The sequence below is a fragment of the Nitrosospira sp. Is2 genome (assembly GCF_033095785.1).
GTDB lineage: Bacteria > Pseudomonadota > Gammaproteobacteria > Burkholderiales > Nitrosomonadaceae > Nitrosospira.
Window position 1 is genome coordinate 613,993 of the sequence record NZ_CP137134.1, and the last position, 12,514, is coordinate 626,506.

The window sequence follows — 12,514 nt, forward strand, 5'->3', positions numbered from 1 at the left end:
AAAGCAAAAACCGATGCGTGCGCGAGTGAAGCTCGGTAATATTTGGAAGGATATTCTCATGTTGGGACAAAATCAGCAGTGAATTTGCAAGCCTCGGCAGAGGTAACGCACGTGCGGCCAGCCACAGAAATTGACACTCCGATTGAACCAAACCCACCGATGAAATATACGGTGTCGGTACGCGCGTTGTGTGAGTTCACCGCCAAACAGGGCAGTCTTGATCTGCGTTTTACCCCGGCGCCTTCGGCGGAAGAGGGCATGCTCGGGCACAGGGTCGTACAAGCGCGCCGCCCCTCACCATATCAGGCCGAAGTCAATCTCAGCGGCGAGTATAAGCACCTGCTCGTACGCGGCCGCGCGGATGGTTTTGACCCGGCCCGGAATCAGATCGAGGAAATCAAAACGTTTCGGGGCGAGCTGGGCATGATGCCTGATAATCATCGCCGGCTCCACTGGGCACAGCTCAGAATCTACGGTTGGCTGCTGTGCCGTAAGCTGGGTCTGGCGCGAGTTTGCCTTGCACTGGTGTACTTCGATATCGTCAGCAAGAAAGAAGTCGTGTTGAGCGAGACCCAGGAGGCCAGCGCGCTCAAGGAATACTTCGATACTCAGTGCGAGTACTTTCTGAACTGGGCTGAACAGGAACTGCTTCACCGCACTCTCCGCGACGCGGCATTGATCCGTCTGAGCTTCCCCCACGGCTCATTTCGCCAAGGGCAACGGCAATTGGCTGAGGCCGTATACAAAGCGGCCAAGCACGGCCACTGCCTGATCGCACAAGCGCCAACCGGGATAGGCAAGACAATCGGCACTCTTTTTCCATTTCTTAAAGCCTGGCCCGGACAGGCACTGGACAAGATTTTCTTCCTCACCGCCAAAACCTCCGGGCGCAAACTTGCGCTGGATGCCCTCATGCTGATCAAGCGTACCCAACCGGAGTTGCCCCTGCGCGTAATCGAACTGGTCGCACGTGAAAAAGCTTGCGAGCATCCGGACAAGGCATGTCATGGCGCTTCCTGCCCGCTTGCAAACGGCTTTTACGATCGCCTGCCGCAGGCGCGCAACGCCGCGCTTGAACTCGCCGTGGCGAACGTGCTGGACAAGGACGCGCTGCGCGCGGTCGCCCGTGAGCATCATGTTTGTCCGTACTATCTCAGCCAGGATCTGATCCAGTGGAGCGACGTGGCAATCGGCGACTACAACCACTATTTCGATCTCGGTGCCATCCTGCACGGATTGACCGTCGCCAACCAGTGGGCTATTGGTGTCCTCGTGGACGAGGCGCATAACCTGATCGGCCGGGCACGCTCGATGTATACGGCGGAACTTGCCCAAACGCGTTTTCAAGCTGCCAGGCGGTCGGCGCCGGCACAACTTATAAAAGTGCTTGACCGGCTCAATCGCTGCTGGAATGTGATCTGCAAAGATCAGGTTGAAGATTATGCGGTTCGCAACGCGGTACCGGAAAAATTCCTGGTGGCGTTGCAGCAAGCCGTCACCGTAATTACCGATTATTCAGCCGAAAATCCGGAAAGCATCAACGGAGAATTGCAACGCTTCTACTTCGATTCCCTGCATTTCACGCGGATGAGCGAACTATTCGATGAGCATTCATTGTTTGACGTAACGCTCGATATGAAAGATGAAAGTACAGACCCCGTAAAAAACGGAACCTTACGCAATCACACAGCGGTGCTCTGCCTCAGAAACGTCATACCCGCGCCTTTGATAGCGCACCGCTTCGGTGCGGCAAAGTCAGTCGTGCTGTTTTCGGCTACGCTGAGTCCGCGGCGCTTTTATAGCGATATGCTGGGACTGCCGGAAAATACCGGATGGATCGATGTGCCCTCGCCCTTCAAGCCCGAACAATTGCTGGTCCAGGTCGTCAGCAATATTTCGACCCTGTATCGGCATCGCGAGGCATCCATTTCTCCTATTGTTGATCTCATATCCCGGCAATACTTGCAGAGACCGGGAAATTATCTCGCGTTCTTCAGCAGTTTTGAATATGTGCGACGCGTAACGCTTCAGTTCAGATCGAGTCAACCCGACATTCCAATCTGGGTGCAGACCCATGGAATGAACGAGATTGAGCAGCACGAGTTTCTTGCGCGCTTCACTGCAACCAGCCAGGGAATAGGGTTTGCGGTACTCGGAGGGTCGTTCGCTGAAGGTATCGATCTTCCTGGCAAACGCCTGAACGGCGCGTTTATTGCGACACTCGGGCTGCCTCAGGTCAACGAGGTGAATGAACAAGTAAAGCTTCGCATGGATAGCATGTTCAACGCCGGCTACGACTACACGTACTTCTTTCCAGGCATACGGAAAGTTGTGCAAGCCGCTGGCCGCGTCATTCGCACTCCATTGGACGAAGGGGTCATCTATCTCATTGATGACCGGTTTGCGCAACCTCGCGTTCGCCGCCTGTTACCGGACTGGTGGAAGATCCAACGGTTTCCATATCCTGAAAAGCAAAAGAGGCAAGATTAACTTGCCTCTTTTGCGTCAATGACTCTATCTAAGGTCATGACATACCGGGCTGATTGGCCCCCGTCTTATTTATGGACGTAATCGCCACCGGTTTCGTCTTTCACGTAGTCGGTTCCCGATGGGGCCTCGGGTATGATTCGGTCCTCCTTCTTCCCCGACGAGGTGTAATCCTTGGACGACGTGGTGTCCATATAGGACTTGGTCCCATAGTAGGAGTTGATGGTGTTCTGCCAGGTGGGATCGGCCATATCGGGCCAGTTGTCCTTGTCGAACCCTGGCGCGGACTCAAGGCGTTCCTTATCCACGTTCAGTATAAAGCGCTTGTTTTCCGTGTCCAGCTTCAGCGCTTTCCACGGCACAGCGAAAAGTTTTTCGCCAATACCCAGCAATCCGCCGAAGGACAACACCGCGTAAGCGACGGTCCCAGTGTTCATGTCAATCATGATCTCCTTGATATCGCCCAGATCTTCGCTCTTGTGATTGTACACGTCCTCGCCAATGAGCGTGTCGGCACCCATCAGGCGAGGCCCCGGCCCCTGCTTGTCATAGCTTTTGTACGTTGTGCCCTTATACATGCCGTAGGTATCGCGATCTTCATAGCTCATGGTTGTCTCCTTTGAAGGTTATGAGTTGAGTTCGATCTTTCATTTCGACTTTCTGCGAAGGACCTTCTTGCGTTGGTCCTCAGCGCCTTCGATCCGCTTTGCAGCGCATCGGATGGGTACATGATGCGGAAATTGCTGATGAGGGTCCGTGCGCTAACATACAAAGCCCGCATGTTCGCCGCTTTGATCAGATGTTCCCCGAGATCTGACGTCGCAACCAGATGCTTTTCTCTCATGTTCAGGCTATGTTTGGCCTAATGTCTGACAGCGCACAGATTTGATGCGGCAGGTCGCCCAAAATCTCCGCCGTGGAACGAAAGAAGCCAAAGACGCTAACGCTATGCTGCGAGATGCTGGGTTCGAGACAGGTTAGCTGCCGGGACGTTAAATCTTCCCATCGCCCCCATCACTCCATCATGTATCACCCTGAATAACGAACTCCGGAAGAACAAACGATGCCCATATCCACGTCACCTACGCGATGGCAGAAAGGCGCCCCTATTGGCTCCGTGGTGGAGCCAGGAAGCTACAAGATCGCCCCACTCACCCGATCGCCGCGGCACGGCACGCATTCCCTATCCCCTGCATGGCTTGAGCAATATCAACAGGTACGGAATCAGACGACCCAACTCGTCGCCGGGCTCACGCCGGAGGATCAGATGGTTCAATCCATGCCTGATGCGAGTCCGTCGAAATGGCATCTTGCCCACACCACATGGTTTTTCGAAACCTTTGTTCTGGCGCCGCACTTAACCAAGTACATTTCGTACGATGAGCGCTTTCACTTTCTGTTCAATTCGTACTACAAGCGCCTGGGGCACCATCCCGATCGGGCCACCCGGGGAACGTTCTCCCGTCCCACGCTTGACGAGGTTCAGGCCTATCGTGCCTATGTGGATGACAACATTCGGGCGTTGCTCGGTCGCGATGCTTCCCCTGAAGTCCATCGATTGCTCGAACTGGGGTTGAACCACGAGCAACAGCATCAGGAACTCATCGTCACCGATATCAAGCACGCCTTTTGGCTCAACCCTTTACGCCCCAGCTATCAGCCGGCCAAAACTGAAGTCGAAGGCACTACCGAACCGCCTGAGGCCGCGCTGACCCGGTCCTGGTGTTGCTTCGACGGGGGTATCCATCATATTGGCCATGACGACCCCGGTTTCGCCTTCGATAATGAATTGCCTCGGCATGCCGTCTTTATTGAGCCTTTTTGTATCGCCTCCCGTCTGGTGACTAATCGGGAATATCTGGCCTTCATCTCAGACGGCGGATATCACCGCCCCGAACTATGGCTATCCGATGCGTGGGATCACGTCTGCCGCAACGGTTGGACAGTGCCGCTGTACTGGGAACAGGCAGGAAATGAATGGACGCAATTTACGTGCGGTGGAACGGTGCCGCTGAATCCAGCTGAACCGGTGTGCCACATCAGTTTCTATGAAGCGGATGCATTTGCCCGATGGGCGGGGAAGCGGCTGCCAACAGAGTTTGAATGGGAAATCGCCGCGGGGTCACTCAAGAATACCAGCGCAGCGGGCGCAAACCTGCTCGAGGGCAGGAAGTACCATCCCCGTCCGGCCGTTCACGCGAACCCCCCACAGACAGGCATGGACCAGGTCTTCGGTGACACGTGGGAATGGACCTCCAGCCCATATACCGCTTATCCAGGCTACCGCCCGCCCGCCGGCGCGGAAGGCGAATACAACGGCAAATTCATGTGCAACCAAATGGTATTACGTGGCGGCTCCTGTGCCACGCCTCGATCGCATATCCGCAAGTCCTACCGTAATTTCTTCCCGCCGCAGACGCGTTGGCAATTCTCTGGCATACGGTTGGCTCACGATTGCGCCCGCTCATGATCCCGCGCCAGCAGCTTAGTGCAGTCTCACCCTCCCTGCCGGCGATAGCGGCGGACGTAATGGAGGGCCTGCTCCGGACGCCAAAAAGCCTGCCGCCGAAACTTCTGTATGACGACAAAGGGTCGGCCTTGTTCGAGCAGATCACCTGTTTGCCGGAGTATTACCCGACCCGAACGGAAGCTGCCATATTTAGGACTCACGCTGACGAAATATGCTCTCGGCTTGGCCGGAACGTTTCTGTTGCCGAATTGGGGGCGGGGACAGCGACCAAGACCCGCATTTTGTTGCGCTCACTGCTGCAGCGGCAGTTTAAAGTGAATTACTTTCCTCTCGATGTATCGGCGGCCGCGCTACAGATCGCGAAGCACGAAGTGGAAAACGAATTGGAATCGGTACGGGTCCATCCCCATGTCGGGGATTTCGAAGACCTGACCTTTCTTAAACGTCAAGCTCCGCCGCGGCTGGTTTTGTATATCGGGTCGAGTATTGGTAACCTGGAAAGGAATCAGGCAATATCGCTGTTGCGAAACATCGCCGCCCATTTATCCAAAGGGGATCAACTCCTCCTTGGGACAGATCTGGTAAAAGATAGCGAGATTCTGCACGCAGCTTATAACGACAGCGCTGGCGTAACCGCTTCGTTCAACAAAAACCTTCTCGTCCGGATTAATCGCGAACTTGGCGGTCACTTCGAACCGGACACTTTCTCGCACGTGTCGTTTTGGAACCGGGCGGTATCGCGCATGGAATTGCATCTGGAAAGCGCCATTCCCCAGTCCGTCAGGATAGACGCCCTTGACCTGAGATTGCGCTTTGGTCAAGGTGAGCGCATCCATACCGAAAACAGCTACAAATACACCCTTGAATGTCTGGAAAGCCTGCTACACAACGGCGGATTCGAAGTGGAACATACCTGGACAGATCCACTGTCGTGGTTCGCTGTCACCCTGGCCGTGATAACATAAAAAACTGGCGCCGTCGGTCGTAAAACCGCTATCAGCGGTAAAATAAGCCGCACCGGGCTTCGCTTACTCGGCTCATTCGTTCTCTTCATACCTTTGTCATAGAACCCCCACATGGGCGACGCAGGCAAACGGTAGCGAAATCGAATTCCGTAAAAACCGCGTGCCAGACAAAATTCACGTTAAGACTAGGGGAAGCTGATGTTCGAATGGGTGGCGAGCCCGGAAGCATGGGTAGCGTTAGTGACGCTGACCGCGCTGGAAATCGTGTTGGGCATCGACAATATTATTTTCATATCGATCCTGGTAGGACGTCTCCCGGAGTCTCAGCGTAATTTCGCAAGAAGGATGGGCCTTGGCCTCGCCATGCTCACGCGCCTCGGGCTGCTGTTCTCCATTTCATGGGTCATGGGCTTGACCAAACCCTGGTTTGAACTGTTCAGCATGTCAATTTCGGGGCGCGATCTGGTTTTGATCGGTGGCGGGTTATTTCTTTTATTCAAGGCAACTCATGAAATTCATAACAGTCTGGAGGGCGCGGAGGGCAACAATAAACAGATTATCGTGACGGGCCTGGGATCGGTGTTGATCCAGATTGCCATTCTGGATATTGTGTTTTCGCTGGATTCGGTTATTACGGCGGTCGGACTGGTTGAGCATGTCGCCTTGATGGCGATCGCTATTATCCTGGCGGTGCTGGTGATGCTGTTCGCGGCCAAGCCAATAGGGGATTTTGTGGAGAAACATCCCACAATTAAAATCCTGGCGCTTTCGTTCCTGATACTGGTAGGGGTAACACTCATCGTCGAGGGTTTCGACGTACATGTACCGAAGGGCTATATCTATTTCGCGATGGCATTTTCGGTCGCCGTGGAATTCATCAATCTTCGCATGCGCAAGAAAATCGCGGAGCCAGTTAAATTGCACACACCGTTAAGCAAGGTTGAGTGACAGGACGAATCACGCTCCTGTTGCAAGCCTGTTCGGCTGGCTGGTTGCTAGTCTCAAGCGAGCACTGAAGACGCGCCATGCTTGATTGGCAGGACGGACAACCTTTTTCCAACCGCTTCGGCGATGTTTATTTTTCCCGCGAGTCCGGGCTGGCCGAAAAACAGCATGTTTTTCTCCAGGGCAACTACCTTGCGGAGCGTTTTGCTTCATTGCTGCCGGGTGACAGTCTGGTCGTGGGGGAAACCGGCTTCGGCACTGGCTTGGCCTTTTTATGCGCGTTGCAGTTGTTCGACGAGACGGCGCCGCCTGAAGCCCACCTGGATTTCTTCAGTATCGAGAAATTTCCGCTGGATGACCAGGAATTGGCCGAGGCGCTCGCGCTGTGGCCGGGGTTGCGCAACTACGCGGACGAACTCAGCGCGCGCTGGAAGCGCCGCGTCCCGGGTTGGAATCGCTGGAGCTTTGCGAACCACCGGGTGCATCTCACCCTCGTCATTGCCGACGTAGCAGTAGCCCTGGCTGAAATCCGCCCCGATATCGACGCATGGTTTCTAGACGGCTTCTCACCCCGACGTAATCCCGAAATGTGGACCCAACAGGTGTTCACGGGCATCGCGCAAGCGTCGCGTCCGGGGGCCACCTTCGCCACCTATACTTGTGCCGGCGGGGTAAGGCGAGGTTTGGAACAAGCCGGATTTCAGGTAATCAAATCCACCGGCTTTGGGTACAAACGGCAGATGTTGCAAGGTCGTCTTCCCGGTTTTGCGCCTGCGCGTTGCGTTCCTCGAACAGCCGTTGTCATCGGCGGCGGCGTGGCCGGTTGTGCCACCGCCTCAGCATTGGCCGCTCGCGGGGTCGCGGTTACGCTCGTTGAGCGCGCACACGGCCTGGCCGCCGGCGCTTCGGGGAATCCACGAGGCATACTGCACACTCGCTTGAGCGCAGGCATGAATCCGCTGCATCGCTTCGTGCTGGCGTCCTATGGGCATGTTCTCGCCCTGCTCGACGAGAAGTTACCGGCTGATGGGGCGGTTCGCTCGGAATGCGGCGAACTGCAACTGGCGTTTTCCGCGAACGAAGCAAAACGGATCGACAAACTGGCGGCGCTCAATTGGCCTAAGCATGTGCTACGACCAGTGGACGCAAGCGAAGCATCACGGTTGGCTGGCATCGAGCTGCCCAATGGCGGGCTATGGTTCCCCGCAGGAGGTTGGGTAGTGCCGCTGGAGATGTGCATGGCGCTCACGAAAAGCGCCGCCATCGTGCCACGCACGGGCTGCCGTGTAGACTCGTTAACCCCTGTAGATGACGGATGGCGCGTGGAAGGACAAGACCAGCACAACCAGGTGTGGGTTTGTCAGGCCGAGGTAGCAGTAATTTGCACCGGCCCCAACGCAACATTGCTGCAACCCTCGACTAACCTGCCCCTCACCGCGGTGCGGGGACAGATCACCATGGCGCCTTCCACGAGCATGAGCGAAAATCTCAAGGCGATCGTATGCGCCAGCGGCTATCTGGCCCCTTCCATCGGAGGATTCCACTTGATCGGAGCAACGCATCGCTTCAATGATGAAGAAACCGACGTGCGTATCGCCGAACACGTTGAGAACTTAGCCAGATTGGCGGAAATCTCGTCGGAGCTGGGCAAGGCAGCTGATATCGTTTCGTTGAACCCTGGTCAGCTAAAGGGCCGCGCCTCGATAAGAGCTTCAGTTCCCGGGGCGATGCCGCTCGTAGGTGAGCTCTTGCCCCGGCTCTATACCAGCCTGGGCCATGGCACGCGCGGCCTGATCACGGCCGGCCTTTCCGGTGAAGTGATCGCTGCGGCCGCGTGCGGACAATTGCTGCCTTTACCCCTCGGCGTGCTGGCTGCGCTTGCGCCCGCTCCAAGGGTTCACTCCCGAATAAAATGAGCTGCAGCAATAAACGACCGATACCGTGTCTGAAGTAAACTGTCGGGTCGTCCCTTGCTTCATTGCTTGCATCGCTGGCGCGGTCCCGGCCAGGCTGCCTAACACTGGAACTCTTCAGTGATCGCATTCCAGCATCACTACCGTATAATCTCCTCAAATCGAATAAATCCGTAGCGGGCGAATCCATCAGGTGCCAAGATCATTTGTTTCCCTTTGCCGGTTGGGCCGTCATACCAAGGCTGAATAGGGTCAGTTTCGCACATTTTTTGTGCCTGCTTTTTATGTGTTTCTAACCGTTTCCAGATGTAATTTGATGTACAAGCACTTGATGTGTAGGCTTTTGCGGCCATGAAAATAACTCTTGTGCCTCGGGTGGCGCCGAACGACTGCCTGCGCCTGTGGATCGGCGTTCTTTCATCGCAGATGCCCGCACTGACATGGCATCTGGACAACATACCCCTCAATTCCCCCCGCGTACAACCTCTACGTCCTCTTGCGAGCGCCATCGCCGACGAACTGCGGGATGAACGGCCGGTGGAGAATTTTACCGGCGTGTTTGAGATCAGTGGTCTGGAATCGGGACGGGTTTATAAAGTAAGCGTCACCGCAAGCACCAACGGTGTAATAACAAGCGCCGAGTTGCGCCTGAAAACATTGCCGTCCCGCATTCCAGACCTCCTGGACGGGACATTCAATGTCCTGCTGGTTTCCTGTTTTCATCATGCGGAGGACAGAGGCGGGCAGGCGGGCCTGATGGCAAGTCAACTGAACAGCGCCGCGCGACCCGATCTAACGTTGTTGCTCGGCGATCAGGTATATCTCGACCTGCCTACCCTCGCAAACTTCCCCGCCAATGCGGCCGCGCTCGCGCGCAAGTTTGAGGCCGACTACCGGGCCAATTGGCAGGGGGAAGCGGGATATTCGCAAATGCTCAGGCTGGCGCCAACCATCTCGGTACCCGACGACCATGAATACTGGAACAATTTCCCTCATCCCAGCCCGTTTATCCAGAACAGCTGGACACAGTCGGGGCGGGGCAACTGGACCATCGCGGCGACTGACCTATATAAGGCATTCCAATTCGCCCACGAGCGCGACGCCTATTTTCATGGCGGACCCGCAGAGCTGGGCGATGCGTCAGTAATTGACATCGAGCCGCTGTCCTTCTTTTTGGCAGACGGAAGATCGTTGCGCGACCCCGGTCGCGCTACGGTACTGACAACGAGAGCGAGGAAACAACTCGAACACTGGGCAGCCGAGGTGATACGGAAGCGGCGCACCGCGCTGTTCATTACCGGGCAATCGCTGCTCGACTCGGCATCGAGCGAATGGAAGGGCAAGATCGCGGATTACCTGATGCCAAACTATGGCGACTTCGGTCATATTACCGCGACGTTGGGAAAACTGGCCGAAGCAGGCCTGCCGGTTATTCTCATCACAGGCGATGTGCATTGGGGGCGTGTCGCAACCATAAGAGACGCTCGTACCGGGCGCGAGTCGATATTCGAAATCATCTCCTCCCCCACCTCGCTCGCAAGCTCTGTAGGGAGAGATCAGCTGGTCGCCGTCCGGGACGCGGTTACGGGCCAAACCAGTGTCTGGCCCAGACACTCTTCCCCCGACCCCGTACCCGAGTTTCTATGGTTCGGCGGGTTCGGGGGACGGTTTAGCTGCTCACGGACCCACGAGCAGGTTGGCAACCATGTGGCGCTACTCTCGTTTGCCCGGATTGGCGCGGGCGCCCGCATGCGCGTCACCTACTACCCGCTTCACGACGACCCCTTACAATGCAAACCGCGGTCGCTCCGTGAAATGTCACTGGCCCCTGCATAAGGATCACACAATATGTATACGCTTTCTTCAAGAGCCAAATCGATCAACAAGGAATTTGCGGAGCACAGACGGGGAAAAGGGACAACAAACATGGACTGGCTGAGCTCGCACTGGCAGCCGGACAGGATGGGTATCCTGCTTTTAGGCGGGACAGATCTCATCGATTTTCGTCTGAGAATTGCCCAATCGCATCTACGCAGTGACTTGACCCCCAGCCACTGGTCACATGTGGCGTTACTGGGAGAGAGCAAAGCCGCGCACCTGGCTACCGCTCCGCTGTATGAAATCTCCCTGGCTCCTGCGTCGGGCTTCGGCTTCCCTACTGCAAGCAACGGTGTACAAACAGGCACCCTTGAGAGGTACGGCGATACGAAGCGTTTCCCCAACATTGCCATCCTTTACTTGCCGCCCTCGGTAAAACCGGCGATGCTGATGAATGCGGTCGAGCGGTTCCAGCAGCAGCGGATCGTGATCGATGCAGTGCAGCTACTATTGGCATGGTTGGGATATGTGTGGGGCGCGGGCCGGTCAGGGAATCCTCTACTGGACGGGCTGGGGATGCCGTCCGCGGCGATGCTGGAGACGGTGGCGGGCGCCGCGGGATTCGACCTAACCCCGGGCCTGGAAAGCCGCGCCAGCTGCCCGGAAGCGATCTGGCAGGCGGCGCGCTGGTGGCATGAATACCATGAGGAAAACAAGGAAGGTTCCATTACTGGCGCTTTTTATACAGCACACCGCTTACCCACGTGATAACAATAAAAAAGCACTCGCCGCATGCAGACTCATCTTCTGCTGGACCATACAGAGCTCCCTCGCTATTGCCCAACGCGAGGATGCTTACTAAATGGGAATGCAAGAGTTAAAATACGCCCGGTCGTTTTTGGCGGCGGCGTTTGGATAGCGGGGCACCCGATGGCTTGGCCTTCCAGAGCCCGACCCGAAGAGTCTGTCCGGTCGCCCTCTTCCACCTTCCGGGCGCGGTTGTACTTTGGTCCAATGGGCAAAGTCCTCGGAACGCGTAATATGGAATCGTAGACAGGCGCCACCGAGCAAAAAAGAGCACTCGGATATTTTGCAAAATTGCGGGCACAACGTACGAAGGGGCGCAAGCGTTTCAAGCAGGCGGAGGGGCGTCGAGGCGGGCGGGATGCCAAGCAGAACATCTGTTCCATCTGTTTTTATCTGTACAAATGATAAGCCCCTACAGGCGAACGTTCGATTGACGGATTCATATCTGGTAGGAAAACAAAATAAGCCCGAATGGCCTGCTGGATGAGGGAAAACGGGCGGGCATAATGTGATCATCTTCAGAGGAAGTTATGAAAGCCAAACCCAAGCGCGAATCCATGGAAATATCAGGCTCCAACTCTCAAGCAGAGCAGCCGCTTGTACCAGTCGAATGCTGGAGAAGCGCCGCGATGGGTATTACAGCGTACGTTTTCGAAGAATCGGAAACCACCATACGCGAATCGGGGCTGGTCCCGGAATGGGTCATCTATCCCGTTGAACCGGGCAACGGGGTCGCGGTGCCTGCGCACCATATATTTCCCAATTATGTGAAGCTTTTACGGCTCGAAAGCGGACGGTTGCGTCTAATGGTAGATGCGCGCGCAGTGCTACGTAGGGATACCATCTTCCAGCATTTCTTTGGCCGCTTGATCGCTGACGACAGTCTCTCTCTGGTGAGAGGAGAATCTGCCTGAGCATACAGGAAGCCGGGTCGCCTGAATCGGCCCGACTGGGTGTATTGGAATGGAATGACATTTGCTGGTAAAACAGGATGCCAGCTGGGCAAAAAGTCATCCTGACTGGGCGTTGTAACGTCGGGCCCATGTCTTAATCAAATACCTTTGCTTTAAATCCCGCCAGGATTTTTAGACGGAAGCGGTATCCTGGTG

10 protein-coding genes are annotated in these 12,514 nt (G+C 55.9%); 8 read left to right on the forward strand and 2 right to left on the reverse strand.

Annotation, left to right across the window (positions count from 1 at the left end):
- The first annotated feature begins 159 nt into the window (after positions 1-159).
- Entirely contained in the window at positions 160-2,490 is a 2,331-nt protein-coding gene (locus tag R5L00_RS02770; RefSeq protein WP_317653255.1) for a helicase C-terminal domain-containing protein, read from the forward strand.
- A gap of 65 nt (positions 2,491-2,555) precedes the next feature.
- Here R5L00_RS02770 and R5L00_RS02775 read toward each other — a convergent pair whose 3' ends face one another.
- Complete coding sequence (locus R5L00_RS02775; protein ID WP_107692382.1) at positions 2,556-3,095, reverse strand: PRC-barrel domain-containing protein; 540 nt, start codon at positions 3,093-3,095, stop codon at positions 2,556-2,558.
- 455 nt (positions 3,096-3,550) lie between these two features.
- On the opposite strand from R5L00_RS02775, the gene egtB reads away from it, so the two are divergent.
- From egtB to mnmC, 4 genes are all read left to right on the forward strand, one after another.
- Positions 3,551-4,957, forward strand: a complete 1,407-nt coding sequence (gene egtB, locus R5L00_RS02780) for an ergothioneine biosynthesis protein EgtB (RefSeq protein ID WP_317653257.1) — start codon at positions 3,551-3,553, stop codon at positions 4,955-4,957.
- Positions 4,958-5,016: 59 nt separating this feature from the next.
- Positions 5,017-5,922, forward strand: a complete 906-nt coding sequence (gene egtD, locus R5L00_RS02785) for an L-histidine N(alpha)-methyltransferase (protein ID WP_317653258.1) — start codon at positions 5,017-5,019, stop codon at positions 5,920-5,922.
- Positions 5,923-6,120: 198 nt separating this feature from the next.
- Positions 6,121-6,870, forward strand: a complete 750-nt coding sequence (locus R5L00_RS02790) for a TerC family protein (protein ID WP_107692379.1) — start codon at positions 6,121-6,123, stop codon at positions 6,868-6,870.
- Positions 6,871-6,947: 77 nt separating this feature from the next.
- Positions 6,948-8,783: a bifunctional tRNA (5-methylaminomethyl-2-thiouridine)(34)-methyltransferase MnmD/FAD-dependent 5-carboxymethylaminomethyl-2-thiouridine(34) oxidoreductase MnmC gene (gene mnmC / locus R5L00_RS02795; RefSeq protein WP_317653259.1), complete on the forward strand. Its 1,836-nt coding sequence runs from the start codon at positions 6,948-6,950 to the stop codon at positions 8,781-8,783.
- Positions 8,784-8,920: 137 nt separating this feature from the next.
- On the opposite strand, the gene R5L00_RS02800 is transcribed toward mnmC, so the two are convergent.
- Complete coding sequence (locus R5L00_RS02800; protein WP_146164526.1) at positions 8,921-9,133, reverse strand: hypothetical protein; 213 nt, start codon at positions 9,131-9,133, stop codon at positions 8,921-8,923.
- Here R5L00_RS02800 and R5L00_RS02805 point away from each other — a divergent pair.
- The 3 genes from R5L00_RS02805 to R5L00_RS02815 all read left to right on the forward strand — a co-directional run bounded on the left by R5L00_RS02805 (position 9,132) and on the right by R5L00_RS02815 (position 12,319).
- Positions 9,132-10,616 (forward strand): hypothetical protein, encoded by a 1,485-nt coding sequence (locus R5L00_RS02805; protein WP_317653260.1) that lies wholly within the window; start codon positions 9,132-9,134, stop codon positions 10,614-10,616. The genes R5L00_RS02800 and R5L00_RS02805 overlap by 2 nt on opposite strands.
- 12 nt (positions 10,617-10,628) lie before the next feature.
- Entirely contained in the window at positions 10,629-11,366 is a 738-nt protein-coding gene (locus tag R5L00_RS02810) for a hypothetical protein (protein ID WP_107692376.1), read from the forward strand.
- Between the two features lie 569 nt (positions 11,367-11,935).
- Positions 11,936-12,319, forward strand: a complete 384-nt coding sequence (locus R5L00_RS02815; protein WP_107692375.1) for a hypothetical protein — start codon at positions 11,936-11,938, stop codon at positions 12,317-12,319.
- The last annotated feature ends 195 nt before the right edge of the window (positions 12,320-12,514 follow it).

What these genes read in the sequence shown, in the direction of transcription:
- R5L00_RS02805 (WP_317653260.1), top strand. Translation starts at nt 9,132, where the DNA reads ATGAAAATAACTCTTGTGCCTCGGGTGGCGCCGAACGACTGCCTGCGC.
- mnmC (WP_317653259.1), top strand. Translation starts at nt 6,948, where the DNA reads ATGCTTGATTGGCAGGACGGACAACCTTTTTCCAACCGCTTCGGCGAT.
- egtD (WP_317653258.1), top strand. Translation starts at nt 5,017, where the DNA reads ATGGAGGGCCTGCTCCGGACGCCAAAAAGCCTGCCGCCGAAACTTCTG.
- R5L00_RS02775 (WP_107692382.1), bottom strand. Translation starts at nt 3,095, where the DNA reads ATGAGCTATGAAGATCGCGATACCTACGGCATGTATAAGGGCACAACG.
- R5L00_RS02800 (WP_146164526.1), bottom strand. Translation starts at nt 9,133, where the DNA reads ATGGCCGCAAAAGCCTACACATCAAGTGCTTGTACATCAAATTACATC.
- R5L00_RS02790 (WP_107692379.1), top strand. Translation starts at nt 6,121, where the DNA reads ATGTTCGAATGGGTGGCGAGCCCGGAAGCATGGGTAGCGTTAGTGACG.
- egtB (WP_317653257.1), top strand. Translation starts at nt 3,551, where the DNA reads ATGCCCATATCCACGTCACCTACGCGATGGCAGAAAGGCGCCCCTATT.
- R5L00_RS02770 (WP_317653255.1), top strand. Translation starts at nt 160, where the DNA reads ATGAAATATACGGTGTCGGTACGCGCGTTGTGTGAGTTCACCGCCAAA.
- R5L00_RS02810 (WP_107692376.1), top strand. Translation starts at nt 10,629, where the DNA reads ATGTATACGCTTTCTTCAAGAGCCAAATCGATCAACAAGGAATTTGCG.
- R5L00_RS02815 (WP_107692375.1), top strand. Translation starts at nt 11,936, where the DNA reads ATGAAAGCCAAACCCAAGCGCGAATCCATGGAAATATCAGGCTCCAAC.